Below are 25,481 nucleotides of genomic sequence, written 5' to 3' on the forward strand. Positions count from 1 at the left end.
CGCCAAGCGATGAGCCTCAAGCGCCCGCATTCGCTGAAATGGAGCCTGGTGCTGCGCATCGCCTTGCTGCAATGCGCCATGCTGACCCTGATCATCGTCGGCATTCTCGGCGCCATGCTGGCCACCGGTCTTATCCCGCACGACTACGAGGACGGCACGATGGACGTGCTGGCGGATGCGGTGACACGCGATGCCGGCGGCAAGTTGGTCCTGCGTACGACCTCCGACCTGACGAAGCTGCGGTCGGGTGTTCCCGACCTCTGGTTCATCATTCGAGACAAGCAGGGGCAACGGCTGCAGGAGGGGACCGTGCCGCCCATCTTCCAGCCTTTCACCGGATTGCTGGATACGATCAGCGACGCCCGGATCGACCATGCAATTGGACAAGCCGCGCCGCCGGAGGGAAAGATCCGCTGGACCGACACGATGGCTGGCAATGTCCAGATTTTCAGCGGCACCAAGGGCGGGCTTTCGCTGCTGCGTCTGCTCGGCCAGGCGCCGCAATTCTTCCTGCAAGGCATATTGCCCCTCGCCGGGCTGATGGCGCTGGCCACGCTGTTCGCGACGCCTTGGGTGGTGCGTGGCGCTTTGTCGGGCCTTGGCCATGCGGCGACCGAGGCTGAGCGCATCGACATCGACCAGCGGGGCGTGCAGTTGCCGCTCAAGGACGTACCGACGGAAGTGACGCCGCTGGTCAAGGCCGTGAATGCCGCCCTTGCGCGCCTCGACAAGGGCTATGAGCGCCACAAGCGCTTCCTTACCGACGCCGCCCATGAGCTCAGGACACCGGTCGCCATCCTCAACACGCGCCTCGCCGCGCTGCCGGCGACACCGGAGCGGGCACGGCTGCTGCAGGACGCGGCCAGGCTTTCGACGCTGACCGACCAGTTGCTCGACCTGCAGCGCCTCGACCGGCAGACGTCGCCGTTCGAAGCGGTCGATCTCGTGGCGACCGCGCGCGGCGTTATCGTCGACCTCGCGCCGATGGCGTTTTCTGCCGGTTACGAAATGTCGTTCGAGCCGGAACGGGACACGATTTTCGCCAACGGAGACCGCACCGCCATCGAGCGCGCGGTGACCAACATCGTTCAGAACGCCATCGAGCATGGCGGCCGCGCTGGCAAGATCACCGTCAGCGTCACAACGCCCGCCATCATCGAGGTCCGGGACGAAGGCGACGGCGTCCCGCCGGGTGAGCGGAAGCGCATCTTCGAGCCCTTCTACCGGCTGCGCCCGCAGGATCATGGCGCCGGCCTCGGCCTCAATCTCGTGCAGGAAATCATGTATCTCCATGGCGGCCGCATCGATATCCTCGATGGCAAGCCCAGCGGCGCCTGCTTCAGGATGAGTTTTCGCGCTTTACCGGTTTAGCATTGCCGCCAACCTCGCAACGACTTGTCCATCTCGTCGATGGCCGGAAGGCTGGCGTGAAGGCGATATTCACCGCGCCACTCAACACGATTCGAGCCCGCTGGCCGAGCAGCTCGGCCGCGGCCTCAAGGACGGCCTGCTCGGCCCGATGATATCAGTCGATGACAGGCAGCAAACGACGGTTCCCGCGTCTTCGGCCGGTGACGCGGCACCCGCGATGCACAACATCGCCTTCCGCGTGTCGAGCGGCACCTTCGCGGGCGTGTGCGCCCACCAGTCGCTGGTCTTCGCCTAAATTCCGCCGGCGACGCTGAGGCGCGCCCCGGCTTGCGCCAGTGCCGCGGCAATGTCTTGCGGCGGCGCGCGGTCGGTGGCGAGTTCGGAAAAGCCGTCGAAGCCGCAGACCTGGACCAGGCCCTGGCGGCCGAACTTCGTGTGGTCAGTGACGACCAGCGAGCGCTGGCCCCGCGACAGCACCATGCGGGCGAATTCCGCCTCGTCCAGATCAAAGTCCATGACACCCGTCACCGCATCCACGGCGCCGGTGGAGATGATGGCGTGGCTGACCGTGAAGCGGCTGACGAACTCGATGGCCGATGTCCCGAACGCGGCGCCTGAATCGCTGCGCAGCTCGCCGCCAGCCATATAGACCTTGTTGCCGTTGATGGTGGCAAGGGTGCGGGCGATGTCGGACGAGTTGGTGACGACCGTCAGGCGCCGGTGGCCGAGCAGTTCGCGCGCCAGGAACGAGGTCGTGGTGCCGGTGTCGAGCATGATCGATTCGCCGTCGCGGATGGTGGCCGCGACCGCGCGGGCAATGCTTCGCTTGGCGTCGGCATGCTCGCGCATGCGCCGTTCGAACGGCGCTTCGCCGACCATCGACGGCAGGCCTATGGCGCCATGCATCTTCAGAACCGAGCCGTCGCCGGTGAGCGGCTTGACGTCGCGGCGCACGGTCTCGAGCGAAACGCCCAGCCTGTCGGCCAGGCTGGCGATGGTGACGGTCCCCTCCTCCTGCAACAACCGCAGGATCTCGCCATGCCGTTTCGAGTGGTTCATATGGGCGTCCCGAAAAATGACCGTTTCTAAGGCATTCCTAGCGCATTTAAAGGACTGGCCCATGCTTTCGGGCAAAACACCCAAAAAAAGTCACATCTTTTTATTGACAGAAGAGCAACCTCGGCGTGAAATTCACCTTCAACAGGGTTCGGAACTGCAGCGGGATGTAATTGGCAGAGCCGCAATTCACTGACCCCAGGCGGCGCGTAACGTGTCTGGCGCAAGGAATTTTCAGATCCGCGGGGGCGGATGCCGGGCTCAAAAACCTGGCCAAGGGGCTCGTCGGTGCGGTGCGGGATACCGATCCTGGCATCCCGCACCGACGAGATTGTTTGCATTCCACTCCGCCGTCGTTGCGCCGCCCATGGCGCCTTGTCGAAGCCCAGCAAACCAGGCCTGCCAACCAGGGATGATCCCGTGATTGCCGAAGACCGCATCCGCGCCCTGCCCTGCTGGACGGGCGCCATCGAGATCGCGCCGCTGCCCGGCGGCCTAAGCAACGCCAATTATGTGGTCACCGATGCGGCCGGCAAACATGTGGTGCGTTTCGGCCAGGATTATCCGTTCCACCATGTCTTCCGCGAACGCGAGGTGATGACCGCGCGGGCGGCTCACGCGGCAGGCTTCGCACCGGCGGTCCGTTACGCCGAACCGGGGATCATGGTGACGGCGTTTCTTGGCGCCAGAACCTATCTGGCCGAAGACGTGCGCGCCAATCTCCGCCGTGTCGCGACTCTGATGCGCGGCTTTCACCGCGAGATGCCCAACCATATCTCCGGCGCCGGCTTCATGTTCTGGGTGTTCCACGTCATCCGCGACTATGCCCGCACGCTTGACGAGGGCAACAGCCGCAAGCGCGGTGACCTGCCGCGCTTTCTGGCGTTGGCCGACGAACTGGAGCGCGCCCAGAAATTGCTGCCGATCGTCTTTGGCCACAATGATCTTTTGCCGGCCAACATTCTGGACGACGGCGGCAGGCTTTGGCTGATCGATTTCGAATATGCCGGCTTCAATACGGCGATGTTCGACCTTGCCGGCGTCGCATCGAACGCAGGCATGAGCGACGAGGAATCCTTCGCCTTCCTGACCGCCTATTTCATGAAGGAACCGGACGAGGCGATCCGCCGCTCGCACGCCGCCATGCAATGTGCCTCGCTGCTGCGCGAGGCGATGTGGAGCATGGTGTCGGAGCTCTATCTCGACGCCCCCGGGATCGATTACGTCGCCTACACCGAGGAAAACCTGGCGCGGCTCGACGCGGCGCTCGAAAACTACCGGACAAAATACGGGATCCTGAAATCATGACCTTGCCTAGCCAGGCCTCGATCGTCGTCATCGGCGGCGGCATCATCGGCTGTTCGACGGCCTATCATCTGGCGCGTGACCACAAGGCCGACGTGGTACTGCTCGAACAGGGCAAGCTGACCTCGGGCTCGACCTGGCATGCCGCCGGCTTGGTCGGCCAGTTGCGCTCGTCGGCCTCGATCACGCGGGTACTGCAATACTCCGTAGACCTCTACAAGGGGCTGGAAGCCGAGACCGGTCTTGCCACCGGCTGGAAGATGACGGGGTGCCTCAGGCTCGCCACCAATGCCGACCGCTGGACCGAATACAAACGGCTGGCGACGACGGCGAAAAGCTTCGGCATGGACATGCAGTTGCTGTCGCCGGCGGAGGTCAAGGCGATGTGGCCCTTGATGGAGACCGGCGATCTTGTCGGCGCTTCCTGGCTGCCGACCGACGGCCAGGCGAGCCCTTCCGACATCACGCAGTCGCTGGCAAAGGGCGCGCGCATGCACGGCGCCAAGCTCTACGAGGACGTGCGCGTCACGGGTTTCGAGATGAAGGGCGACCGCATCACGGCGGTGAAGACCAATCAAGGCGACATTGCCTGTGACAAGGTGGTGAACTGCGCCGGGCAATGGGCGCGGCAAGTCGGCGCGATAGCCGGCATCAACGTGCCGCTGCAGCCGGTCAAGCACCAGTATGTCATCACCGAGAAAATCGCGGGTCTGGCGACCGACGCGCCGACGCTGCGCGACCCCGATCGGCGCACCTATTTCAAGGAGGAGGTCGGCGGGCTGGTGATGGGCGGCTATGAGCCGAACCCGCAGGCCTGGACGACCAATCTTCCCGGGGGCGACGTGCCCAATGATTGGGAGTTCCGGCTGTTCGACGACGACTACGATCATTTCGAGCAGCACATGGCACAGGCGATCGCGCGAGTGCCGGTGCTGGAGACGGTCGGTGTCAAGCAGATGATCAACGGGTCGGAAAGCTTTACGCCGGACGGCAATTTCATCCTCGGTGTGGCGCCCGAATGCGCCAACATGTTCGTCGGCGCCGGCTTCAATGCCTTCGGCATCGCCTCGGGCGGCGGCGCCGGCTGGGTGCTGGCGCAATGGGTGGTCGACGGCGAGGCGCCCCTCGACCTTTGGGTGGTCGACATCAGGCGTTTTTCCAACCTGCACCGCGACCGGCAATGGGTGAGTGAACGTACGCTGGAAGCCTATGGCAAGCATTACGCGATCGGCTTCCCGCACGAAGAATACACCAGCGGCCGGCCGCGCATCGTCTCGCCGCTCTACGACAGATTGAAAGACCATCGCGCCGTGTTCGGCTCCAAGCTCGGCTGGGAACGGCCGAACTGGTTCGCGCCGGAGGGCATCGAGCCGAAGGACATCTATTCGATGGGCCGGCAGAACTGGTTCGCCGCCGTCGGCGACGAACATCGGCACGTGCGCGGGCATGTCGGCATCTTCGACCAGTCGTCCTTCGCCAAGTACGAGCTGAGCGGGCCCGATGCGGCGAGGGCACTGGACTGGATTTGCGCCAACGATGTCGGCAAGCCGGTCGGCCGGCTGACCTACACGCAACTCCTCAACTCGCGTGGCGGCGTCGAGGCCGACCTGACCGTGTCGCGGCTGGCCGAGGAGAAATTCTATATCGTCACCGGCACCGGGTTCCGCACCCATGATGCCTCTTGGATCAGCGACCATATTGGCCACGGCCTCGATGCCCAGCTCGCCGATGTCACCGAGGATTTCGGCACGCTGTCGCTGATGGGACCACGTGCTCGCGATGTGCTTTTGGCGGTCACCGATGCGGATGTTTCGAATGCCGGCTTCCCGTTCGGCCATGTGCGCGAGATCACAATAGCTGGTCACACCGTCCGGGCGCTTCGTGTGACATACGTGGGCGAATTGGGCTGGGAACTGCATGTGCCGATCGCGGCCACCGGCGAAGTCTTCGACGCGCTGATGGCGGCCGGCCGGGAACACGATATCCGCCCGGTCGGCTACCGCGCGCTGGAATCGCTGCGGCTGGAAAAGGGCTATCGCGCCTGGGGCTCCGACATCACGCCCAACGACACACCGCTGGAAGCCGGGCTGGGCTGGGCGGTCAAGTTGCGCAAGAACACCGACTTCGTCGGACGGCGCGCACTCGAGAAGGTTGGCGGCGCGTCGCTGAAGAAGCGCTTTGCCGGCTTCACGGTCGACGATCCGGAGATCGTGCTCGTCGGACGCGAGACCATCCTGCGCGATGGCCAGCCGGTCGGCTATCTCACCAGCGGCGGCTATGGCTACACGGTGGGAAAGAACATCGGCTACGGCTATGTGCGCAACGCCGACGGAGTAAGCGACGATTTTCTCGCCTCGGGCAGCTATGAACTGGTGGTGGCGATGGAGCGGACGCCGACCAAAATTCATCTTGAGCCGCTATACGACCCGGCAATGGAGCGCGTGAAGGCTTAACTCACGCGCAAAGCGAGGCCACGGCTAGGGACGGTCTCGGCCTCGCCTGGCATTGAGACATATGGTCGTGTTTCCTCGACCCGCGTGACCGAACCTTGCGCCTCGAGTTCGGCGATGCGCCCGGCAAAACCGTGATCCCACAACGTGTTCTTGACCGTCAGCACGATCACCCCACTTGGCCGACAGATGCGGATCAGTTCGTCCATCCCCTCGGCGCCGACATGGCCCGACGTAAAGACGCCGGCCGAGATGATGCCGGCATAGGTGTTGTCGGCAAAAGGCAAGGCGCCGCCGAGCGCCAGGCAATGCAGCGCCGAATAGACGCCCTTGCGTGCGGCCTGATCCAGCATGCCTTGCGAGATATCCAGCGCCTCGACCTGGGGATAGCCGGCAATATCGAGCCACTCGCCTATCAGCCCGGTACCAGCCCCGGCGTCGAGCAGCGGGGCTGACCCGCGCGCCAGATGGCGAGCGAGCAAAGCAAGGCAGATGGTGGGGTGGCGGTAGCCGGCCGCCGACATGTCGGCGTCGTAGGTTTGCGACCAGCGGTCGTATAGTGCGGCCACCTCTTCCGGGCGCTTGGCCGCGTAGACCTCGCCGAGCGCGCCTTGATGTTTGCTGTCCGCCACGTGCCTCACCAACTTCCTTGTCTTGCCGGATGATAGCCAAACGGGGAAAATTGTGGAACCGTGCCGCCAATAAATAACGCGCGGGGACGCAGGCATGGGAACAGACGAGGCGCGGGCAAAACTTGCCACCATTCCGGCGCTGGCGGGCTATACCGGGCCGCTGGAACGGCTCGGCGGCTTGACCAACCTCGTCTTCAAGGCCGGCGATTACTGCCTGCGCATTCCAGGCAAAGGCACCGAGGAATACATCAACCGCGCCAACGAGGCGATTGCCGCGCGTGAGGCGGCAAAAGCCGGGGTCAGTCCCGAAGTGCTGCATGCCGACGCTGCCAGCGGCCTGATGGTGACGCGCTACATCGCCGGCGCGGAGACGATGTCGCCGGATAAATTCAGGGAGCGGCGGGGCAGCCCGGCCCGAGCGGCCGAGGCCTTCCGCAAGCTGCACGCGTCCGGCGCGGTGTTCCCCTTCCGCTTCGAGCTGTTTTCGATGATCGACGACTATCTCAAAGTACTGTCGACCAGGGATGTCGCCCTGCCCGCCGGCTATCATGACGTGGTGCGCGAGGCAGAAAGCGTGCGCTCGGCCTTGGCCGTCCGCCCCTTGCCTCTCGTCGCCTGCCATTGCGACCCGCTGTGCGAGAATTTCCTCGACACGGGCGAGCGGATGTGGATCGTCGACTGGGAATATTCGGGGATGAACGACCCACTCTGGGATCTCGGCGACCTCAGCGTGGAAGGCAAGTTCGATGCGAACCAGGACGAAGAGCTGATGCGCGCCTATTTCGGCGGCGAGGCGAAGCCCGCGGAGCGCGGCCGCATCGTCATCTACAAGGCGATGTGCGACCTGTTGTGGACGCTGTGGGGGCTGATCCAGCTTGCCAACGAAAATCCCGTCGACGATTTCCGCGCCTATGCCGACGGCCGCTTCGCCCGCTGCAAGGCGCTGATGGAAACAGAGGAGTTTTCGCGGCACCTGGCGGCGGTGCGCAAGGGCTAGGCACCAGAAATCTGCCCCTAGTTCACGCCTTTCGGCACGTTCTCCGGCGGCACCGTGGTGTCTACCACCTTCTGGCGGTGGAAGATGAACATGCCGGCCAGGACGATGATGCCCGAGCCGATCAGGATGCGCGGGCCGGGAACGTCGCCGAAGAACACCAGCCCGAACACCACCGCCCACAAGAGCAGCGTGTAGTGCAGCGGCGCCAGCGTCGAGGCCGGCGCCAGTTTCAGCGCCCTAGTGATCATCAGATGCGCCCCGCAGGAAACGATGCCGAGCAGCAGCATGGCGCCGAAATCAAGCGCAGACGGCGTCTTCCAGGCGCCGATGGTGAGGGCGCCGCCAACCGCCAGCGTGCCGATCGTCTGCCATGTCACCAGATTGGTATCGCTGGTGCCGCGCAGGCGCCGGTTGAGGATGATGGCGAAGGCGAAGGCAAGGCTGCCGACAAGCGCGAAACTGGATGACAGCGAAAACGCCGCAGAGGACGGTTTCAGCATGATCACCACACCGCAGAAGCCGATCAGGATCGCCACCCAACGGCGCCAGCCGACCTTTTCGCCAAGCAGGAAATGCGATAGCGCCGCCACATAGATCGGCCCGGCCATGTAGAAGCTCATCACATCGGCAAGCGGCAGATAGACGACTGCGGCGTAGAACAAGGCGGTGTCCAGCGTCGTCGCCACCACGCGCAGGATCTGCAGCCCGGGCCGCTCCATCTGGAACAGTTTGCCGGCGCCCTGGTTGGCGATCATCGGGCCGAGCACGATAAAGGCGCCAATCGAGCGGATCAGCACCACCTGGCCGACGGAGAAACTGGCGACAAGCCACTTGCCCATCGCATCGTTGAGCGCAAACAGGAAGTCGCCGGCCAGCATCAGCAGGATGCCGGCCAGGAGGACGTTCTTGATTGTGGAACTCCGCGCCACGGGTTGCGTCATGCCGATCCCGATTCCTCCCTCGCTTACGCCGCGTCGTAGACCGAAGCGGCTGCTTTGACGAGGCGAAATCAGGAAATCGGTAAGACCAGCATGGGGAATCGGCTGTATCTAGGTGGTTATGTGCCTGCGGTTGACAAGTGCCGGCCTGCCAGGAAGTGAAAGCCTGGTATCCTGCCTCGTCCGTTCCGCCACCATCTTGCCCCTGGCGATGACGCAGATGCGCTCGGCGCGCAGGCGCAGAGCCTCGATCGGATTGCCGGCATCGAGGATCACCAGGCTGGCGCGCTTGCCGACGCCGAGGCCGAGATGGTCGAGGCCCATGATCGCGGCATTGACGTTGGTGACCATGTCGAAGCAGCGCGCCATGTCGGCGGGGCTCGACATCTGGGCGACATGCAGGCCCATGAAGGCAACGTCGAGCATGTCGGCGGTGCCGAGCGAATACCAGGGGTCGAGCACGCAATCCTGACCCCAACCGACACGGATGCCCAGCGCCAGCATCTCCTTGACGCGCGTCATGCCACGCCGCTTCGGGAACGTGTCGTGGCGGCCCTGCAGCATGATGTTGATCAGCGGATTGGGGATCGCGGAAACGCCGGCTTCGGCGATCAGCGGCAGAAGCTTCGAAACGTAGTAATTGTCCATCGAATGCATCGAGGTGAGGTGCGAACCGGCCACCCTGCCCTGCAGGCCGAGGCGCTGCGCTTCGTAGGCGAGCTGTTCGATGTGGCGCGACAGCGGGTCGTCGGTCTCGTCGCAATGCAGGTCGACCATGAGCCCGCGTTTTGCCGCGATCTCGCACAGTTCGGTGACCGAGCGCGTGCCATCAGCCATGGTGCGCTCGAAATGCGGGATGCCGCCGACGATGTCGACGCCCATGTCCAGCGCGCGAATGGTGTTTTTTCGCGCCGTCGGCGAGCGATAGAAGCCGTCCTGCGGGAAAGCGACCAATTGCAGATCGATATAGGGGGCGACGGTTTTCTTGACCTCCAGCAGCGCCTCGACGGCCAGCAGCCGGTCATCGCAGACGTCGACATGGGTCCGGATGGCGAGCAGCCCCATCGACACCGCCCAGTCGCAATAGGCGAGCGCCCGGTCACGTACGGCCTCGTGCGTCAGGAGCGGCTTCAGTTCGCCCCATAGCGCTATGCCTTCGAGCAGCGTGCCCGACGCGTTGATGCGTGGAAGGCCGTAGGACAGCGTGGCGTCCATGTGGAAATGTGGATCGACGAAGGGCGGCGACACCAGATTGCCACGGGCGTCGACCTCGGTCCGTCCTGGACCCTTGAGCTTCGGCTCGATCGCAGCGATCGTCTCGCCGGTAATGCCGATGTCGGCGATGCCGCCATCCGGAAGCCTGCCGCCGCGCACAATAAGATCGAAATCCATCTGTCATCATCCCGCTTGAAGAATCACTGCCGCATCGTTTCTCAAAAGACACCCTGCCGCAGCGGTTTCTTTCCCTGGCGGCGAAAGGTTCCCTCCGGCGGCATCTCCCTCTATAAGCCGCCTTCGTCATCCCGGCATCAAGGATCAGCCGTGTTTCGCTTCTTCCGCTCGACGGAGAACCAACGCCTCGTCGCAAGGTTGCTCCGGGAATCGTTCCGGCAACACAGGGCCGGCTATGCCGCCGCCATCCTGTCGATGCTCGTGGTGGCCGGCATGACGGCCGCCAGTGCCTGGATCCTGCGCGAAATCACCAATGAATTCGTGATCGATAAACGGGTCGACCGCGTCAATGTGATCGCCATGGGGGTCGCCGGGATCTTCATCGTCAAGGGCATCGCCAATTTCGTCCAGGCCTACTTCATGAGCCGCGTCGGCAACGCCATCATCGCCGAACGGCAGCGCAAGATCTATGATCGCATCCTGGCGCAAGGCATCGAATTCTATCATTCGACCTCGTCATCCGACCTGATCACCCGCATGACCAACAATGCCCAGGCGGCGCGCAACGTGCTCGACCTCATCGTCACTTCCTATGTGCGCGATCTGGTGACCCTGACTGCCCTGATTGGGGTCATGATCTGGCAGCAGCCGGCGCTGTCGCTGATCTGCTTCGTCGTCGGTCCGCTGGCCATCTATGGCGTCAACCGCATCCTGAAGCGCGTGCGCAAGTTCGCCGCCATGGAGTTCCGGTCGGTCGGCCAGATCGTGCAGGTGATGCAGGAAACCGCGATCGGCGTGCGCGTGGTCAAATCCTTCAGCCTCGAAGGGCTGATGCGCAAACGCATGTACAGAGCGGTGGCGGACGTCGAGGATCGGGCCAACAACATCGCCGCGCTGGAAGCCGTGACCAATCCAGTCATGGAAACGCTGGCCGGCCTGGCGATCGCCGGCGCCGTCATGGTCAGCGGCTTGCTGGTCCTGCAGGGCGGCCAGATGCCCGGCAACATCATGGCCTTCATCGCCGCGCTGCTGCTTGCCTATGAGCCGGCAAAGCGCCTCGCGCGTGTCCGCATCTCCCTGGAAAGCGGCATTGTCGGCGTGCGGATGATGTTCGAACTCGCCGACCAGCCGCTGACATTAGCCGAGAAGCCGGATGCAAAGCCGCTTCGGGCCGGCCCGGGCGAGATCCGGTTCGACGCCGTCGGCTTCGCCTACCAGAATGGCCCGCCAGTGCTGGACCGGTTCGACCTGACCCTTGCGGCCGGCAAGATGACGGCGCTGGTCGGCCCCTCCGGCGGCGGCAAGTCGACGATCCTGAACCTCATCATGCGCATGTACGACCCGAAGAGCGGCAGGGTGCTGCTTGACGGCCAGGATATTTCCCATGCCACGCTCGCCTCGCTCAGGGAAAAGATCGCCTATGTCAGCCAGGACACGTTCCTGTTTGCCGGCACGATCATGCACAACATCCGGCTTGGGCGCGAGGACGCGACCGACGACGAGGTGATCGCCGCGGCCAGGGCCGCCAACGCGCATGACTTCATCGTCGCGCAAGCGAATGGCTACGAGACGGATGTCGGTGAGAATGGCGGCCTCTTGTCGGGCGGCCAACGCCAGCGCATCTCGATCGCGCGCGCCATGCTGCGCAATGCCGAAATCCTGCTGCTGGACGAGGCAACCAGTGCGCTCGACGCCGAGTCGGAAGCGCTGTTCCGCGACGCGCTGCAACAGCTGACCGAAGGGCGCACCACGATCGTCATCGCGCACCGCCTCTCGACCGTCCACCAGGCCGACACGATCGTGGTGCTGGAAGCCGGCAAGGTGGTGGAAAGCGGGCCGCACAAGATGCTGCTCAGGCAAGGCGGGCTTTACCAGAAGCTGTATGAATATCAGCTGATGCCGTGACGCCGCGGCAAAGCCGTCTGTCAGCTTGGGATCCGGCGGGAAGAGCTGCCTCGGCCTTACTCCGGCACGTGCCTCACTGCCCCCTTGTCGGCGCTGGTGGCGAAGGCGGCGTAGGCGCGCAGCGCGGTCGTCACCTTGCGCTTGCGCTTTTCCTGCGGCTTCCAGGCGTCCGCGCCCTTGGCCTCCATCGCCGCCCGGCGCGCATCGAGTTCCGCGTCGTCGACGGCAAGGCGAATGGTGCGGTTCGGGATATCGATCTCGATCGTATCGCCCTCCTGCACCAGCCCGATCAGCCCGCCTTCCGCCGCTTCCGGCGAAGCATGGCCGATGGAGAGGCCCGAGGTGCCGCCGGAGAAGCGCCCATCGGTGACCAGCGCGCAGGCCTTGCCCAGGCCTTTCGACTTCAGATAACTGGTCGGATAGAGCATCTCCTGCATGCCGGGGCCGCCGCGCGGACCCTCATAGCGGATGACGACGACGTCGCCAGCCTTGATCTCATTGGCAAGGATCGCCTTGACCGAAGCGTCCTGGCTTTCGAAGACGCGAGCCGGTCCGGTGAATTTCAGGATCGACTCGTCGACGCCGGCTGTCTTCACGATACAGCCGTCGAGCGCCAGATTGCCTTTCAGCACGGCAAGCCCGCCGTCTTTCGAGAACGGCGTCTCGGCTGAGCGAATAACGCCCTTCTCACGATCGAGATCGAGATCGTCCCAGCGGCGGTCCTGGCTGAAGGCGACCTGCGTCGGCACGCCGCCGGGCGCGGCGAGAAAGAAGTCGCGCACATTCTGGCTGGTGGTGCGAGATATATCCCAATGGTCGAGCGCTTCGCCGAGGCTCGCCGTATGCACGGTAGGCAGGTCGCGATTGAGCAACCCGGCATTGTCGAGCTGGCCAAGGATCGCCATGATGCCGCCGGCCCGATGGACGTCTTGCATGTGCACGTCGGATTTGGCCGGCGCCACCTTGCACAGGACCGGCACCCGCCGCGACAGCCGATCGATGTCTTCCATGGTGAAATCGACCTCACCCTCATGCGCGGCTGCCAGAATGTGCAGCACGGTATTGGTCGAGCCGCCCATGGCGATATCGAGCGTCATGGCGTTCTCGAAGGCGCCCTTGGAGGCAATGCTGCGCGGCAATGCACTCTCGTCATCCTGCTCGTAGTAGCGCTGGGCGAGATCGACGATGAGATGGCCGGCCTCGACGAACAGGCGCTTGCGGTCTGCATGCGTGGCCAGCGTCGAGCCGTTGCCGGGCAGCGACAGGCCCAGCGCCTCGGTCAGGCAGTTCATGGAATTGGCGGTGAACATGCCCGAACAGGAACCGCAGGTCGGGCAGGCCGAGCGCTCGATGACCTTGACGTCCTCGTCGGAGATCTTGTCGTCGGCGGCCGCAACCATGGCATCGACGAGGTCGAGCGCCTGCGTCTTGCCGGCCAGCACCACCTTGCCGGCTTCCATCGGGCCGCCGGAGACGAAGACGGTCGGGATATTGAGGCGCAATGAGGCCATCAGCATGCCGGGCGTGATCTTGTCGCAATTGGAGATGCAGACCATGGCGTCGGCACAGTGCGCATTGACCATGTATTCGACGGAATCGGCGATCAGCTCGCGCGACGGCAGCGAATAGAGCATGCCGTCATGGCCCATGGCGATGCCGTCATCGACGGCGATGGTGTTGAATTCCTTGGCGACACCGCCGGCCTTCTCGATCTCGCGCGCGACGAGCTGGCCAAGGTCCTTCAGATGGACATGGCCCGGCACGAACTGGGTGAAGGAGTTGACCACCGCGATGATCGGCTTGCCGAAATCGCTGTCCTTCATGCCAGTGGCGCGCCACAGGCCGCGGGCGCCGGCCATGTTGCGGCCATGGGTGGTGGTGCGGGAGCGATAGGCGGGCATGAATTTTCCCTAGCTGGCTGGCTGCGCTCGACGGGAGCGTTTTGATCGCAGGCGTTATAGACGCACAAGTATGATCTGGCCACATTTTTGCAATGCGCCACGAAATCCGCCGGCGCGGTTGACGGCCTGCGCGCCTCGCTGTATAGCTTGTTGGCTATATACCTAAATGGCTATGGAAATCGTATGAACCGCCTTGATGCCACATTTGCCGCGCTTGCCGATCCGACGCGGCGTGCCATCCTTACGCGGCTCATTGAAGGGGAGGCGTCGGTTATGGAGTTGGCCGAGCCTTTCGCCATGAGCCAGCCGTCGATTTCCAAACACCTCAAGGTGCTGGAGAACGCCGGGTTGATCTCGCGCGGGAGAGACGCGCAGCGCCGGCCTTGCCGGCTGGAAGCAAAACCGCTCGCCGAGGCCAATGACTGGCTGGAGCGCTACCGCAAGATCTGGGAAGGCAATTTCCAGCGCCTCGACGCCTTGCTGGGTGCCATGCAGGCCAAGAAGGCGGCGAGCGACGCGGAGCAATAGCCAAAGTCCGGCGTGTCGTCCCAGCAGAAAAAATCGAAAGCCATGTCGGATCGCCAGTTGGCCGAACGTCCTTGGACAAACAGCGGAGTACCATCATGAGCACCACAACATTGCCCGGCTCGACCGTCGCAAAATTGACCGTGACCACGCCCAGCGACCGGGAAATCCAGATCACCCGGATCTTCGACGCACCCCGCCCGATGGTGTTCGACTGCTGGACCATACCGGACCTGTTGAAGGGCTGGCTCCATGGCCCCGACGGCTGGCGGCTCGCGGTCTGCGAAATCGATCTCCGGGTTGGCGGCGCGACGCGCTATGTCTGGCAGCATCGGGACGGCCGCACGATGGGCATGAGCGGCGCCTACCGCGAGATCGTGCGCCCGAGCCGGCTCGTCGCCACCGAACTGTTCGACGAGGACTGGACCGGCGGCGAGACGATCGGGACGGTTGTTTTCACGGAGCAAAACGGAACCACGCTACTGAGGCAGACAGTGCTCTACGCGTCGCAGGCGGCCCGCGATGGCGCACTCGGCACCGGCATGACCCGCGGCATGGCCGAAAGCTATGCCCAGCTTGATGCCTATCTTGTCTCGTTGCAGGGAGCCGCCAAGGGCGCTGCCTGACCTTCTTCACCGTGGCTTCTTCACCGGTGGCCTTCTTCACCCCAAGAGAGAAATGAGGAGAATGAGAATGCAAAAGATCACCACCTTCCTGTGGTTCGACGACCAGGCCGAAGAGGCCATGAACCACTACGTCTCCATCTTCAAGAATTCGAAGGTGCTAAGCGTCACGCGCTGGCCGCAGGGCCATGCTTCGGAGGGCAAGGTGCTGGTGGCATCGTTCGAGCTCGACGGCGTGCAGTTCCAGGCGCTCAATGGCGGCCCGCAATACAAGTTCACCGAGGCCATGTCGCTCTCGATCGACTGCAAGACGCAGGACGAGGTCGACCATTTCTGGAACAAACTCACCGAAGGCGGCGGTGAGCCCGGCCGATGCAGCTGGCTGAAGGACAAGTTCGGCGTCTCCTGGCAGGTCGTGCCGGAGCAGTTGCCGCGACTGCTTCAAGACCCTGACAGAGCCAAGGCCGGCCGGGTGATGTCGGCGATGATGCAGATGGGCAAGATCGATATCGCTGCGATCGAAGCGGCGGCCAAGGGGTGATCACAAGTGAGTAGTGAGTAGTGAGTAGTGAGTAGGTTCGGCTTGTCTCCCATCGGTGCTACTCACTAGCAACTACTCACTAGATTCACGCCGCCTTATCGCGCACCTGATAATCCTTGATCGTGGCGAAGCGGATCGCCTTCCAGCGTTCGGCTTCGTAGTTCAGCGAGAAGGCGTGCTGGGCGAGGAAGACCGGGTCGTTGTCGAGGTCGCGGGCTATGTCGCCGCGATGCGCCTCGATGAAGCGAAGCACCTCGGCCTTGTCGTCGGCCGATATCCAGCGGCAGACCGAAAAGCGCGACATCTCGAATTCGACCGGCAGCGTGTATTCGAAGTTCAGCCGCTCTTTCAGCACATCGAGTTGGAGGGCGCCGACGACACCGACGATGGCGGGTGAGCCGTCCTCGGGCGAAAACAACTGGACGACGCCTTCCTCGGCCATCTGGTGCAGCGCTTCCTTGAGTTTTTTTGCTTTCATCGCGTCGCCGAGACGGACGCGACGCAGGATTTCCGGGGCGAAATTCGGCACGCCCCGGAACAGGATTTCCTCGCCTTCGGTCAATGTGTCGCCGATGCGCAGCGTGCCGTGGTTAGGAATGCCGACGACATCGCCGGCAAAGGCCTCATCGGCGGTGACGCGGGTGCGGGCGAAGAAGAATTGCGGGGCCGAGAGTGACATCGGCTTGCCGGTGCGCACCAGCTTGGCCTTCATGCCTCGCTCGAGCTTGCCCGAGCAGACGCGCACGAAGGCGATGCGGTCGCGGTGATTGGGATCCATGTTGGCCTGGATCTTGAAGACGAAGGAAGTCATTTTCTCCTCGGTCGCCTCGATAGTCCGGGTGTCGGCCTCCTGCGCGCGCGGCGGCGGCCCAAAGGCGCCAAGCGCCTCGATCAAGTCTCGCACGCCATAATTGCGCAGCGCCGAGCCGAAATAGACCGGCGTCAAATGGCCCTCGCGAAAGGCGTCGATGTCGAGCGGACGGCAGGCTTCTCGCGCGAGCTCGAGTTCCTCGATGAAGGCCTCGCGCTCGTTTTCCGGCAGCAGGCCGGCAACGCGGTTGGAATCGGGACCGTTGACCGGTGTGCGTTCCTTCTCGTCGTCGCCCTTGCGCACGGCGTTCAGCGCCAGGTGATAGGTACCGGAGAAGGTCTTGCCGCGGCCGATCGGCCAGGTGATGGGCGCGGTGTCCAGCGCCAGCTTCTGCTCGATTTCGTCCAAAATCTCGAACGGATCGCGGCTTTCACGGTCCATCTTGTTGACGAAGGTGATGATCGGGATGTCGCGCAGCCGGCAGACCTCGAACAATTTCAGCGTGCGCGGCTCGATGCCCTTGGCGGCGTCGATGACCATGACCGCCGAGTCGACCGCCGACAGCGTGCGATAGGTATCGTCGGCGAAATCCTCGTGGCCCGGTGTGTCGAGCAGGTTGAAGACGTTGTCCTCATATTCGAAGGTCATCACCGAGGTGACGACCGAAATGCCGCGCTCGCGCTCGATCTTCATCCAGTCGGACCGTGTCTGGATGCGGTCCTTCTTGGCCTTCACCTCGCCGGCAAGCTGGATGGCGCCGCCGAACAAAAGCAGCTTTTCGGTCAGCGTCGTCTTGCCGGCGTCAGGGTGGGCGATGATCGCGAAAGTGCGGCGGCGCGCCACTTCCTCTGGAATAGTTTCGGGCATTCTCTTGGGATTTCCGTGTGACAGGCCGGGCTTCTAGCAGCGCAGCGGCGGGCTGTCGACCGGTCCGGCGGCGTGAATGCCGCCGGTTGCGGGGCTTGTTTCAGGCCGGCTCGTTCAAGCGGCCTGCCTGAACGACCCCCGGAAGCGATCGGCAATGGCGCTGCCGTCGGCATGATCCTCCTCGCTGGCGAACGCCTCCTTGGAGGTAAAATGGTTAGTGAAGAGCCGGGCCGGGCATCCGCGGGCGGCAACGATGTCGCGCACGCCGGCCGCAGCGTAGCGTGAGTCCCAAAGGGTCCGGAAACCAGCATCAAGGAGTTTTTTGCACTGCCAATGTTGGCAACGGGCCGCCGGAATGGCACTGGGATGAACCGTCCCCCGATCACGAGGCAAAAGGAGCGACCATGACCGCGAAACAAGTGATCGTCATCGGCGCCGGCATCATCGGCGCTTCCATCGCTTGGCATCTGACCGTTGCGGGCGCGCAGGTGACAGTCATTGCCGAAAGCGAGCGCGGCGGCGTGGCGACCCCAAACTCGTTTGGCTGGATCAACGCAAGCTGGGGCAACCCGGAGCCGTATTTCAGGCTTCGTACCCGCGCCATGGCGGAATGGTCGCGGCTGGCGCGGGACCTGTCCAGCATACCGCTCGCCTGGTGCGGGGGCCTATGCTGGGATCTCTCTGCGGCCGATATGGAAATCTATGCGAAAGAGCATTCGGGCTGGGGCTACGGCATCGAGCGCGTCGACCGCGGCGAGGTGGCGCTCATCGAGCCCAATCTCACCGAGCTTCCCGATTTCGCCCTGCATGTCGCAGAAGAGGGTGTCGCCGAGCCTGTCGCGGCCACCAAGGCACTGCTGGCCGATGCCGAACGGCGCGGCGCGCGAATCCTCTTCAGCACGGTGACGGCGCTTGTCCAAAGCGTCGGCAAGACTACCGGCGTGGACACATCGCATGGACTGTTTGCCGCCGACGAGGTGGTGATCGCGGCCGGCGTGGGTTCGCCAGACATTGCCGCGACCGCTGGCATCAACCTGCCGATCGAGACACCGCCCGGATTGATCGTTCACTCGCGGCCTTACAAGAAACTGCTCAACGGGCTGGTGCTGGCCGAGCGCCTGCACATGCGTCAGACCGCCGAGCGTCGAATCATTGCCGGCTCGGATTTCGGCGGCGCCGATCCCGGCATGGACGCCGAAGCCACGGCGCGTGAATTGTTCGCGGCCATGAAAGCCATGCTGCGCGACAGCGACGGGCTGGAGTTGGATTTCCACACCGTTGGCTACCGGCCGACACCGATCGACGGCTTTCCGATCATCGGTCGCGCCAAAGGCAAGGAGGGTGTCTATATCGCGGTCATGCATTCCGGCATCACGCTGGCGCCAGCCGTCGGCCTGTTCGCCACGCGAGAAATTCTTGATGGCAAGCGCGACACGCTGCTGGCACCCTATGGATTGGATCGCTTCGCTCAATAGCCGGGCGGACGTCTAAAGCCGCTGGTCAAGGGCATCATCGCCCTGGCGATGCCGAGCAGCCGCGGCTCCGACCAGCGTTTGCCGACCAATTGCAGGCCGATAGGCAAGCCGTCACTATCTTGCCCGCAGGGCATCGAAAGTGCCGGGTGGCCGCTGTAATTGAACACTGCGCCATGGGCCGGCAGCATCCAGTAGCTCTGTTCCTGGCCGTCAACCTTGATCGGCGTGCCCGGCTCGCAATGTGGAAAGGCCGTGGTCATGGCGACCGGGCAGAGCAGTGCGTCATAGCTGTCGAAAAAATTGTCCCAGGCGAGAATGGATCTGTCGCGGCGGGCGAGTGCCTCGAACCAGCGCGAGACCGGCGTCGGCTCGTCCGGCGGTTCGGGTTGCGCGGCCTCCATCATCATGCCGATCAGCCCGCCGCCTTGCGCGAGATCGTCATGCAAATCGAGTTCCGGGAGTTTCGCCTCCTCGACAGCCGCCCCTGCCGATTGCAGCCGCCTTGCGAGATTTTCGACCGCGGTACCAATGTCTCCGGCCACCGGGAAACCGGGAAAGGAGGGGGCAAAAGCGATACGCAACGTCTTGAGGTCGACCTTAGCCATATCCTCGACGGGCACCGGCGCAAGATCGGTGTCGCGACCGTCCGGTCCGGCGATGATCCGATAGATCAAGGCCAGATCCTCCACGCTGCGTGCCAGCGGCCCAAGACAGGACATCAGTCACACGCTACGCTCAGCGCCGCCCGGATCCGGGAAGGCGCCGGCCAGCGAGATACGATGTTCCGTCGGCTTAAGCCCATAGATGCCGCAAAAGGCGGCTGGCAAGCGGATCGAATCCTGCATGTCGGTGCCGACATCGAACGGCGTCATGCCAGCCACGACCGCCGCTGCCGCACCGCCGCTGGAGCCACCGGCCGTGCGCTCAAGGTTCCAGGGATTGCTGGTGCGGCCGAACAACGGATTATTCGACTGCCAGTCGGACAGCATCATGGCGACATTGGTCTTGGCCATCAGCACGCCGCCGGCTGCTTTCAGCCTAGCGACGACCGGGCTGTCCTGCCGCGCGACATAATCGGCGAAGGGTGGGAAGCCGACCGTGGTTTTCATGCCAGATGTCTCATGCATGTCCTTCAATGTGAACGGAACGCCATGCAACGGTCCAAGTGGTTCGCCATGCGCCAGTGCTGTATCGGCCTTTTTGGCGCGTTCGCGCGCGCCTTTCCTGTCGAGCGAGATGACGGCTTTGATTGCTCCGTTGTGCGCATCAAGCTGCGCGAGATGGGCGTCGAGCGCTTCGACGGCGGAGATCTTGCGGTTTCGAATGGCCGTGGCGAGTTCGGCAACCGAGAGAAATACGAGATCCATGGCGATGCTCCGGCTTGCTGGCCGCCTGCCTCATCAAGATGGCGGATCGCGGCGCGGCTTCAAGTGGAGTTGAGCATCCGCACGCGCTCAATGCTTGATCGGAATTGCGCTGAAGTCTGCGTCCTATCCAGGCCGGCACTCCACGCGACGTTTTCCAGGTGCGCGGAGGTGACGCGTTATCCAACCAGCGCCAGTTTCGCCGCAGTCGGCGCGAATGGGCGAATGCTCGTGCCATCGCTGGTCATGGTGACGAAGCTCGACGGCGGGATCGCCTGCCAGTCGCCGCCCTCGCGATCAAAGGGTTCGGAGACGATGCAGCGGCCGGCCCCTTTGCGGAAAATGGACGTGTAAAGCGTCGGAGCCTGGGCGTCGGTGGCGTAGCGCACCGCATACAGTGCCTGTCCGTCAGAGAAGGCAGCGGTCAGCTTCAGCGCCGGCTCGAGACCGGCACGACGCGAGACTTCCAGCACGCGGCTGGTAGCGCGTGAGACGGCGCCTTGCGGGTCGGACGAAAGACCCTCGTCGATCATGAGCAGAAAAAAGAGTTCGGAATCGGTGGTGCCTTCGCGCTGATCGAAAACGGGGTCGGACAACGAGTTCTCCAGCGCGCGGCGGATTTTTTCGAAACCGCCGATCTGGCCGTTGTGCATGAACGACCAGCGTTCCGAGGTGAACGGATGGCAGTTCATGCGGCTGGTGGCACTGCCGGTCGAGGCCCTGACATGGGCGAGGAACAGGCTGGACTTGATCTGCCGGCACAGGCTTTTCAGATTGGGATCGGACCAGGCCGGCAGGATATCGCGGTAGAGACCGGGTTCAGGCCTCTCGCCATACCAAGCAAGGCCGAAGCCGTCGCCATTGGTGGGCGACTTCGCTTCCTGGGCGCAATGGCTCTGGGCTATCAGCGAGTGACAGGGCGCCGTGAGGATGTCTTCGAGAAAGACCGCTTCACCGAGATAGGCCGCCCACCGGCACATCGCTTCTGTCTTCCTCTAAGCGCGATCCGGAAAAGCAGCGGGCTCGTTGATCGCGTGCGTGCCTCTGTTGTGCGTCCGCTCGTAAAGTTCGCGAATGATTCGGCTGGCGGTAGTCTCGAACAGAAATGGCAAGAAAGCGTGAACAAATGCTGCTCCCGCCGCCATCAGCAGGCGCGAGGAGAACCAGGCGGCGAAGGCCATATGGCTGAAATAGGTTTCGCCCACCTTGGCCGGATGAGAGGTGAAAATCCTTGCGACCGACATGCTGGTTCCCCTTCAGCGCTTTTCGCTTCGATGTGAGTATCCTGACACGCCTCACCGGTTCATTGGTCCCAAAATATCCTTGTATTGTGCTATTCCATGGGACAAATATCCCAATATGAGTTTTGACATCGACGAAATTGATCGAAAACTGCTCGCCGAATTGCAACGTGACGGCACGCTGTCGGTGGACCAACTGTCGGAGCGGGTCGCCTTGTCGCGCAATGCCTGCTGGCGTCGCGTCAAGCGGCTGGAGGAAGATGGCGTCATCACCGGCCGCGTGGCGTTGGTCGATGCGGAGAAGCTCGGACTCGGCCTTTCGGTGTTCATCCTGATCCGCACATCCAATCACGACCCCGACTGGCTGCAGAAGTTCCGGGCGGCGGTGACCGGTCTTTCCGAGATCATCGGGGTCTACCGGATGTCCGGTGATCTCGACTATGTGCTGCGCGCCCGCGTCGCCGACGTGAAAGCCTATGACCGGCTCTACCAGCGGCTCATCGCCAAGGTGGCTTTATCCGATGTCTCCGCCTCCTTCGTCATGGAGGAGATCAAGGAGACGACGGTGGTTCCCATGGAACTCCGCTAGGCCACAGTGATGCCTGAAAGAAAGCCGTTGATAGCGCCGCGGTCGAGTTGACCGAATCGGCATTCGCGCCGATAGGATCGATTTTATGCGCGCAGCCCTTCAAACACCTTCCGTCATCGGTCCCACCGTCGGCTTCGTCAGGTTGCCGCATGGCGAGGGACTTCCGCTTCCCGACTATGAAAGCGCCGGCGCCGCCGGCATGGATTTGCGCGCGGCGGTGCCCGAAGACCGGCCGCTTCTGATCCTGCCGGGCAAACGCGCCTTGGTGCCGACCGGGCTGATCCTGGAAATTCCCGAAGGCATGGAGGGCCAGGTGCGGCCCCGCTCGGGGCTTGCCTTCAAACACGGCCTTACCGTCCTCAATTCTCCAGGCACGGTCGACAGCGATTATCGCGGCGAGGTGAAGGTGCTGCTGGTCAATCTCGGCGACGAGGATTTCGCGGTGACGCGCGGGATGCGCATTGCCCAGATCGTTTTCGCCGCAGTGACGCAGGTCGCGGTTGAAGAGCGTTCGCTGGCCGGCGGCACGGCGCGTGGCTCGGGCGGATTCGGATCGACCGGCACTGCCTGATGCGTGGCTGTGTTTCAGCACAGTGAACCGTTTGCCGGGTAGACTGATCCAACATGACTGAAACACGGCCGCTGCCAAAGCTCGTCATCTTCGACTGCGACGGGATCCTGGTCGATACCGAGAACCTCGCCAACCGGCGCCTGGCCGAATGGCTGAGCGACGCCGGGTTTCCAACGACGTTCGAATATTGCCGCAAGAGCTTCTCCGGCCGCAGCATGGTCTCGGTGCAGAAGGAGATCGAAGAGACGACCAGCGTCAGGCTCGGCGCCGATTTCGTCGAGCGCTGGAATGCCGGCCTGCCGGATCTGTTCGCTCATGGCGTCGAGGCGATCCCTTATGTCCGGGAGTTCATCGAGGCGCTCCGCGCGGCCGGCATCGCTTATTGCGTCGCCACCTCGGCCAGGATCTCCAAGATGCACATAACGCTTGGCCAGACCGGACTGTTGCCGCTGTTCGAACATGCCATGTTCAGCGCCACCATGGTGTCGCGCGGCAAGCCGTTCCCCGACCTGTTCCTGCATGCGGCCAGAACCATGGGCTTCGCGCCCGCCGAATGCATCGTCATCGAGGACAGTGTCGCCGGCACGCAGGCCGGCATTGCCGCCGGCATGCGCGTGTTCTCCTATCATGGCGACCCCTATTCCGACCGCGATGGCTTGATCCAGGCCGGCGGCATTCTGTTCGACGACATGCGCGAACTCGCCGGGCTGGTGCCGATCCACTGATCCGCTGCAGTGGACGGCCGGCGCGGACTCCGATACATCGCCGCCCGACGCGGTCAGCCTGCCCAACACCGCGGTGCTTGCCATCAAGACCGGCGGCAAGAACCGGGCTGACCGACGGCCAGCCCTATGGCGCCGTCAAGGTGACGGTACGCCACGGTACCGAACACCGAGAACTGTGATGACGCGCCGCCCAAGGCTGCTTCACGGGACATCTCCGTCACCTACCACTGGGACCCCAAGGCGTCCCACTACGCCGCCGATTCCGACGCTCTCGAGAAATTGGCAGCAGAGAACGAGAAACGCTTCTGAACCAACCGCATTCGTTTGCCCGGCCGCAAACAGCGCGGTAGCATCCGCCCAACATTCGTTATGGGGGAGCCTTCATGGACAAGGGCAAGATTTTTCGCGACCTGCATGCCTCGACCTTCGTCATGCCCAATCCCTGGGATCCGGGCACGACGAAGCTGCTCGGCTCCTTCGGCTTCAAGGCACTGGCCACCACCAGCGCCGGCTTTGCCTTTTCGCGCGGCCTGCCGGATGGGGCCGTGACCTTCGACCAGATGATCCATCATTGCCGCGAGGTGACGGCCGCGACCGACCTGCCGGTCTCGGCCGATCTCGAGAAAGGCAAGGGGGACAGCGCCGAGCAGGCCGCCGAAACCATTTTCGCGGCGGAGGCGGCCGGGCTTGCCGGCTGCTCGATCGAGGACCACACCGGCGATTCTGAAAAGCCCATCTACGAGTTTTCGCACGCGGTCGAGCGCGTCGCCGCAGCGGTCGAGGCGGCGCGGGCGCTGAAGCGCGACTTTGTCTTCACGGCGCGAGCCGAGAATTTCCTCTGGGGCAAGTCCGATCTCGACGACACGATCAAGCGGCTGCAGGCGTTCGAAAAGGCCGGCGCCGACGTGCTCTATGCACCTGGTATCGGCGACGTCGACATGGTCCGGACGCTTTGCTCGGCGGTCGGCAAGCCGGTCAATGTCATGGCAAGGCCCGGCTTCACCATCGCCGACCTCGCCATGGCCGGTGCCAGGCGGATTTCGCTTGGGCCATGGCTGACCAATTTCGCCTACGGCATGCTGGAGACGGCAGCACGCGAGATCCAGCAGGACGGCACGTTCGGCTTCACCCGCGCCGCCATGCCGTTCGGCAAGCTGCAGGCGCTGTTCGGCAAATCCCAGGGCTAGGATGGGTTCGGCCGCATGAACCTTACTGTTGTCGACATGCATACGGGTGGCGAGCCGCTACGGATCGTCACGGGCGGTTATCCCACTATCCCCAAGGGCACCATTCTTGAGAAGCGCGTCTATGTGCGGGACCATCTCGACCATTTGCGCAAGCTGCTGATCTTCGAGCCGCGCGGCCACTACGACATGTATGGCGCTTTGCTGGTCGAGCCCGATTTGCCCGGCGCCGACCTCGCGGTGCTGTTCATGCACAATGAGGGCTATTCGACCATGTGCGGCCACGCCATCGTCGCCCTCGGCCGCTACGCCGTCGATGAAGGGCTGGTGGCGAAGCAGGAGCCATTCACCACCGTGAACATCGAGGCGCCGTGCGGCCTGGTCGTCGCCTCGGTCGCGGTCAGCGATGGCAAAGCCGGCGCGGTGTCGTTCGAGAGCGTGCCGGCCTTCCTATTTGCCGCCAACCAACAGATAGATCTGTCTGGTTATGGCAAGATCGGTTTCGATATCGCCTATGGCGGGGCTTTTTACGCGCTGGCCGACTGTCATCAATTCGGCTTGGAGTTCGGCCCCGACCGCGTGCGCGATTTCGTCGATGCGGCAACCACGCTGACGAACCTGCTGAAGGCCGAGTTTCCGCTGTCGCATCCTGATCATGATGACCTCGCCTTCCTCTATGGCACTATCCTGACCGATGGAAAGGACGCCTTTTCCGGAGAGGCCACCAGGAATATCTGCGTCTTCGCCGAGGCGGAGGTCGACCGCTCGCCAACTGGTTCCGGCGTCACCGCCCGGCTGGCGGCAATGCATGCCAAGGGCGAGATCGCCGTCGGGCAGACGCGAACGTTCGAGAGCATCGCCGGCTCGCGCTTTTCCGGGCAGGTGGCGCGAACAGCGCGAGCCGGCGCGCATGAAGCGGTCGTTGCCCGCGTCTGCGGCCGTGCTTATTATTCCGGACGAGCCGAATTCATTGTCGAACCGGACGACGAGTTGGGGCGCGGATTTCTACTACGTTGAA

25 protein-coding genes and 1 pseudogene are annotated in these 25,481 nt (G+C 63.5%); 15 read left to right on the forward strand and 11 right to left on the reverse strand.

Going from position 1 to position 25,481, the window contains the following annotated elements:
* The first annotated feature begins 9 nt into the window (after positions 1–9).
* Together X739_RS162000 and X739_RS1000000170230 are read left to right on the forward strand one after the other, a co-directional pair.
* Entirely contained in the window at positions 10–1,371 is a 1,362-nt protein-coding gene (locus tag X739_RS162000; protein ID WP_023772559.1) for a HAMP domain-containing sensor histidine kinase, read from the forward strand.
* A gap of 148 nt (positions 1,372–1,519) precedes the next feature.
* Complete coding sequence (locus tag X739_RS1000000170230; protein WP_023772558.1) at positions 1,520–1,666, forward strand: hypothetical protein; 147 nt, start codon at positions 1,520–1,522, stop codon at positions 1,664–1,666.
* Here the strand turns inward: X739_RS1000000170230 and X739_RS161995 are convergent.
* On the reverse strand, positions 1,663–2,430 hold the full coding sequence (locus tag X739_RS161995; protein ID WP_023772557.1) for a DeoR/GlpR family DNA-binding transcription regulator: 768 nt from the start codon (positions 2,428–2,430) through the stop codon (positions 1,663–1,665). The two genes, X739_RS1000000170230 and X739_RS161995, sit on opposite strands and share 4 nt — an antisense overlap.
* Before the next feature lie 417 nt (positions 2,431–2,847).
* Here X739_RS161995 and X739_RS161990 point away from each other — a divergent pair, with 417 nt between their 5' ends.
* Both X739_RS161990 and X739_RS161985 read left to right on the forward strand, forming a co-directional pair.
* Positions 2,848–3,735 carry a phosphotransferase family protein gene (locus tag X739_RS161990; RefSeq protein WP_023772556.1) on the forward strand — a complete coding sequence of 296 codons (888 nt, stop codon included), beginning with the start codon at positions 2,848–2,850 and terminating at the stop codon, positions 3,733–3,735.
* On the forward strand, positions 3,732–6,185 hold the full coding sequence (locus X739_RS161985) for an FAD-dependent oxidoreductase (RefSeq protein ID WP_023772555.1): 2,454 nt from the start codon (positions 3,732–3,734) through the stop codon (positions 6,183–6,185). The genes X739_RS161990 and X739_RS161985 overlap by 4 nt, the downstream gene beginning before the upstream one ends.
* Here the strand turns inward: X739_RS161985 and X739_RS161980 are convergent.
* Positions 6,182–6,814: a class I SAM-dependent methyltransferase gene (locus tag X739_RS161980; RefSeq protein ID WP_023772554.1), complete on the reverse strand. Its 633-nt coding sequence runs from the start codon at positions 6,812–6,814 to the stop codon at positions 6,182–6,184. The genes X739_RS161985 and X739_RS161980 overlap by 4 nt on opposite strands.
* A 94-nt stretch (positions 6,815–6,908) precedes the next feature.
* Here X739_RS161980 and X739_RS161975 point away from each other — a divergent pair, with 94 nt between their 5' ends.
* The gene (locus X739_RS161975) at positions 6,909–7,811 is read left to right on the forward strand and encodes a phosphotransferase family protein (protein WP_023792676.1); all 903 of its coding nucleotides are present in this window, start codon (positions 6,909–6,911) and stop codon (positions 7,809–7,811) included.
* A 17-nt stretch (positions 7,812–7,828) separates the two neighbouring features.
* On the opposite strand, the gene X739_RS161970 is transcribed toward X739_RS161975, so the two are convergent.
* A complete protein-coding gene (locus X739_RS161970) occupies positions 7,829–8,752 on the reverse strand; it encodes a DMT family transporter (RefSeq protein ID WP_023772552.1) in 924 nt (307 codons plus the stop codon).
* Between the two features lie 108 nt (positions 8,753–8,860).
* Positions 8,861–10,141, reverse strand: coding sequence for an amidohydrolase family protein (locus tag X739_RS161965; RefSeq protein WP_023772551.1), 1,281 nt, complete (start codon positions 10,139–10,141; stop codon positions 8,861–8,863).
* Positions 10,142–10,291: 150 nt separating this feature from the next.
* On the opposite strand from X739_RS161965, the gene X739_RS161960 reads away from it, so the two are divergent.
* Entirely contained in the window at positions 10,292–12,046 is a 1,755-nt protein-coding gene (locus tag X739_RS161960; RefSeq protein WP_023792681.1) for an ABC transporter ATP-binding protein, read from the forward strand.
* A 56-nt stretch (positions 12,047–12,102) separates the two neighbouring features.
* Here the strand turns inward: X739_RS161960 and ilvD are convergent, their stop codons facing one another.
* On the reverse strand, positions 12,103–13,947 hold the full coding sequence (gene ilvD / locus X739_RS161955) for a dihydroxy-acid dehydratase (RefSeq protein ID WP_023792685.1): 1,845 nt from the start codon (positions 13,945–13,947) through the stop codon (positions 12,103–12,105).
* A 183-nt stretch (positions 13,948–14,130) separates the two neighbouring features.
* Here ilvD and X739_RS161950 point away from each other — a divergent pair, with 183 nt between their 5' ends.
* From X739_RS161950 to X739_RS161940, 3 genes are all read left to right on the forward strand, one after another.
* Entirely contained in the window at positions 14,131–14,475 is a 345-nt protein-coding gene (locus X739_RS161950; RefSeq protein ID WP_023772548.1) for a metalloregulator ArsR/SmtB family transcription factor, read from the forward strand.
* 95 nt (positions 14,476–14,570) lie between these two features.
* Positions 14,571–15,098, forward strand: coding sequence for an SRPBCC family protein (locus X739_RS161945; RefSeq protein WP_051410559.1), 528 nt, complete (start codon positions 14,571–14,573; stop codon positions 15,096–15,098).
* A gap of 67 nt (positions 15,099–15,165) precedes the next feature.
* The gene (locus X739_RS161940) at positions 15,166–15,636 is read left to right on the forward strand and encodes a VOC family protein (protein ID WP_023772546.1); all 471 of its coding nucleotides are present in this window, start codon (positions 15,166–15,168) and stop codon (positions 15,634–15,636) included.
* 85 nt (positions 15,637–15,721) lie between these two features.
* Here the strand turns inward: X739_RS161940 and X739_RS161935 are convergent, their stop codons facing one another.
* Positions 15,722–17,314, reverse strand: a complete 1,593-nt coding sequence (locus tag X739_RS161935) for a peptide chain release factor 3 (RefSeq protein WP_023772545.1) — start codon at positions 17,312–17,314, stop codon at positions 15,722–15,724.
* 114 nt (positions 17,315–17,428) lie between these two features.
* The gene (locus X739_RS1000000171110) at positions 17,429–17,707 is read right to left on the reverse strand and encodes a TetR family transcriptional regulator (protein WP_280800192.1); all 279 of its coding nucleotides are present in this window, start codon (positions 17,705–17,707) and stop codon (positions 17,429–17,431) included.
* Positions 17,708–17,718: 11 nt separating this feature from the next.
* Between X739_RS1000000171110 and X739_RS161930 the strand changes: the two genes are divergently transcribed.
* Complete coding sequence (locus X739_RS161930; protein ID WP_023792695.1) at positions 17,719–18,789, forward strand: FAD-binding oxidoreductase; 1,071 nt, start codon at positions 17,719–17,721, stop codon at positions 18,787–18,789.
* On the opposite strand, the gene X739_RS1000000170240 is transcribed toward X739_RS161930, so the two are convergent.
* From X739_RS1000000170240 to X739_RS161920, 4 genes and pseudogenes are all read right to left on the reverse strand, one after another.
* Positions 18,783–19,196 carry an amidase family protein gene (locus X739_RS1000000170240; RefSeq protein ID WP_348625748.1) on the reverse strand — a complete coding sequence of 138 codons (414 nt, stop codon included), beginning with the start codon at positions 19,194–19,196 and terminating at the stop codon, positions 18,783–18,785. The genes X739_RS161930 and X739_RS1000000170240 overlap by 7 nt on opposite strands.
* A 45-nt stretch (positions 19,197–19,241) precedes the next feature.
* Positions 19,242–20,156 (reverse strand): annotated as a pseudogene (locus tag X739_RS1000000170245) (amidase); the annotation flags it as partial.
* A 176-nt stretch (positions 20,157–20,332) separates the two neighbouring features.
* Positions 20,333–21,133 carry a class II glutamine amidotransferase gene (locus X739_RS161925; protein WP_023792698.1) on the reverse strand — a complete coding sequence of 267 codons (801 nt, stop codon included), beginning with the start codon at positions 21,131–21,133 and terminating at the stop codon, positions 20,333–20,335.
* A gap of 15 nt (positions 21,134–21,148) precedes the next feature.
* Positions 21,149–21,397 carry a DUF6356 family protein gene (locus X739_RS161920; RefSeq protein ID WP_023772540.1) on the reverse strand — a complete coding sequence of 83 codons (249 nt, stop codon included), beginning with the start codon at positions 21,395–21,397 and terminating at the stop codon, positions 21,149–21,151.
* A 115-nt stretch (positions 21,398–21,512) separates the two neighbouring features.
* Here X739_RS161920 and X739_RS161915 point away from each other — a divergent pair, with 115 nt between their 5' ends.
* The 5 genes from X739_RS161915 to X739_RS161895 all read left to right on the forward strand — a co-directional run bounded on the left by X739_RS161915 (position 21,513) and on the right by X739_RS161895 (position 25,480).
* Positions 21,513–21,983 (forward strand): Lrp/AsnC family transcriptional regulator, encoded by a 471-nt coding sequence (locus X739_RS161915; protein WP_023772539.1) that lies wholly within the window; start codon positions 21,513–21,515, stop codon positions 21,981–21,983.
* 85 nt (positions 21,984–22,068) lie between these two features.
* Positions 22,069–22,554, forward strand: coding sequence for a dUTP diphosphatase (gene dut, locus X739_RS161910; RefSeq protein ID WP_023772538.1), 486 nt, complete (start codon positions 22,069–22,071; stop codon positions 22,552–22,554).
* Positions 22,555–22,607: 53 nt separating this feature from the next.
* Positions 22,608–23,279 carry an HAD family phosphatase gene (locus X739_RS161905; protein WP_031247965.1) on the forward strand — a complete coding sequence of 224 codons (672 nt, stop codon included), beginning with the start codon at positions 22,608–22,610 and terminating at the stop codon, positions 23,277–23,279.
* Positions 23,280–23,662: 383 nt separating this feature from the next.
* A complete protein-coding gene (locus X739_RS161900) occupies positions 23,663–24,466 on the forward strand; it encodes an oxaloacetate decarboxylase (RefSeq protein WP_023792703.1) in 804 nt (267 codons plus the stop codon).
* A gap of 15 nt (positions 24,467–24,481) precedes the next feature.
* Entirely contained in the window at positions 24,482–25,480 is a 999-nt protein-coding gene (locus X739_RS161895) for a proline racemase family protein (protein ID WP_023792706.1), read from the forward strand.
* Position 25,481: the final 1 nt, after the last annotated feature.

The organism is Mesorhizobium sp. LNHC209A00 (assembly GCF_000502915.1).
GTDB lineage: Bacteria > Pseudomonadota > Alphaproteobacteria > Rhizobiales > Rhizobiaceae > Mesorhizobium.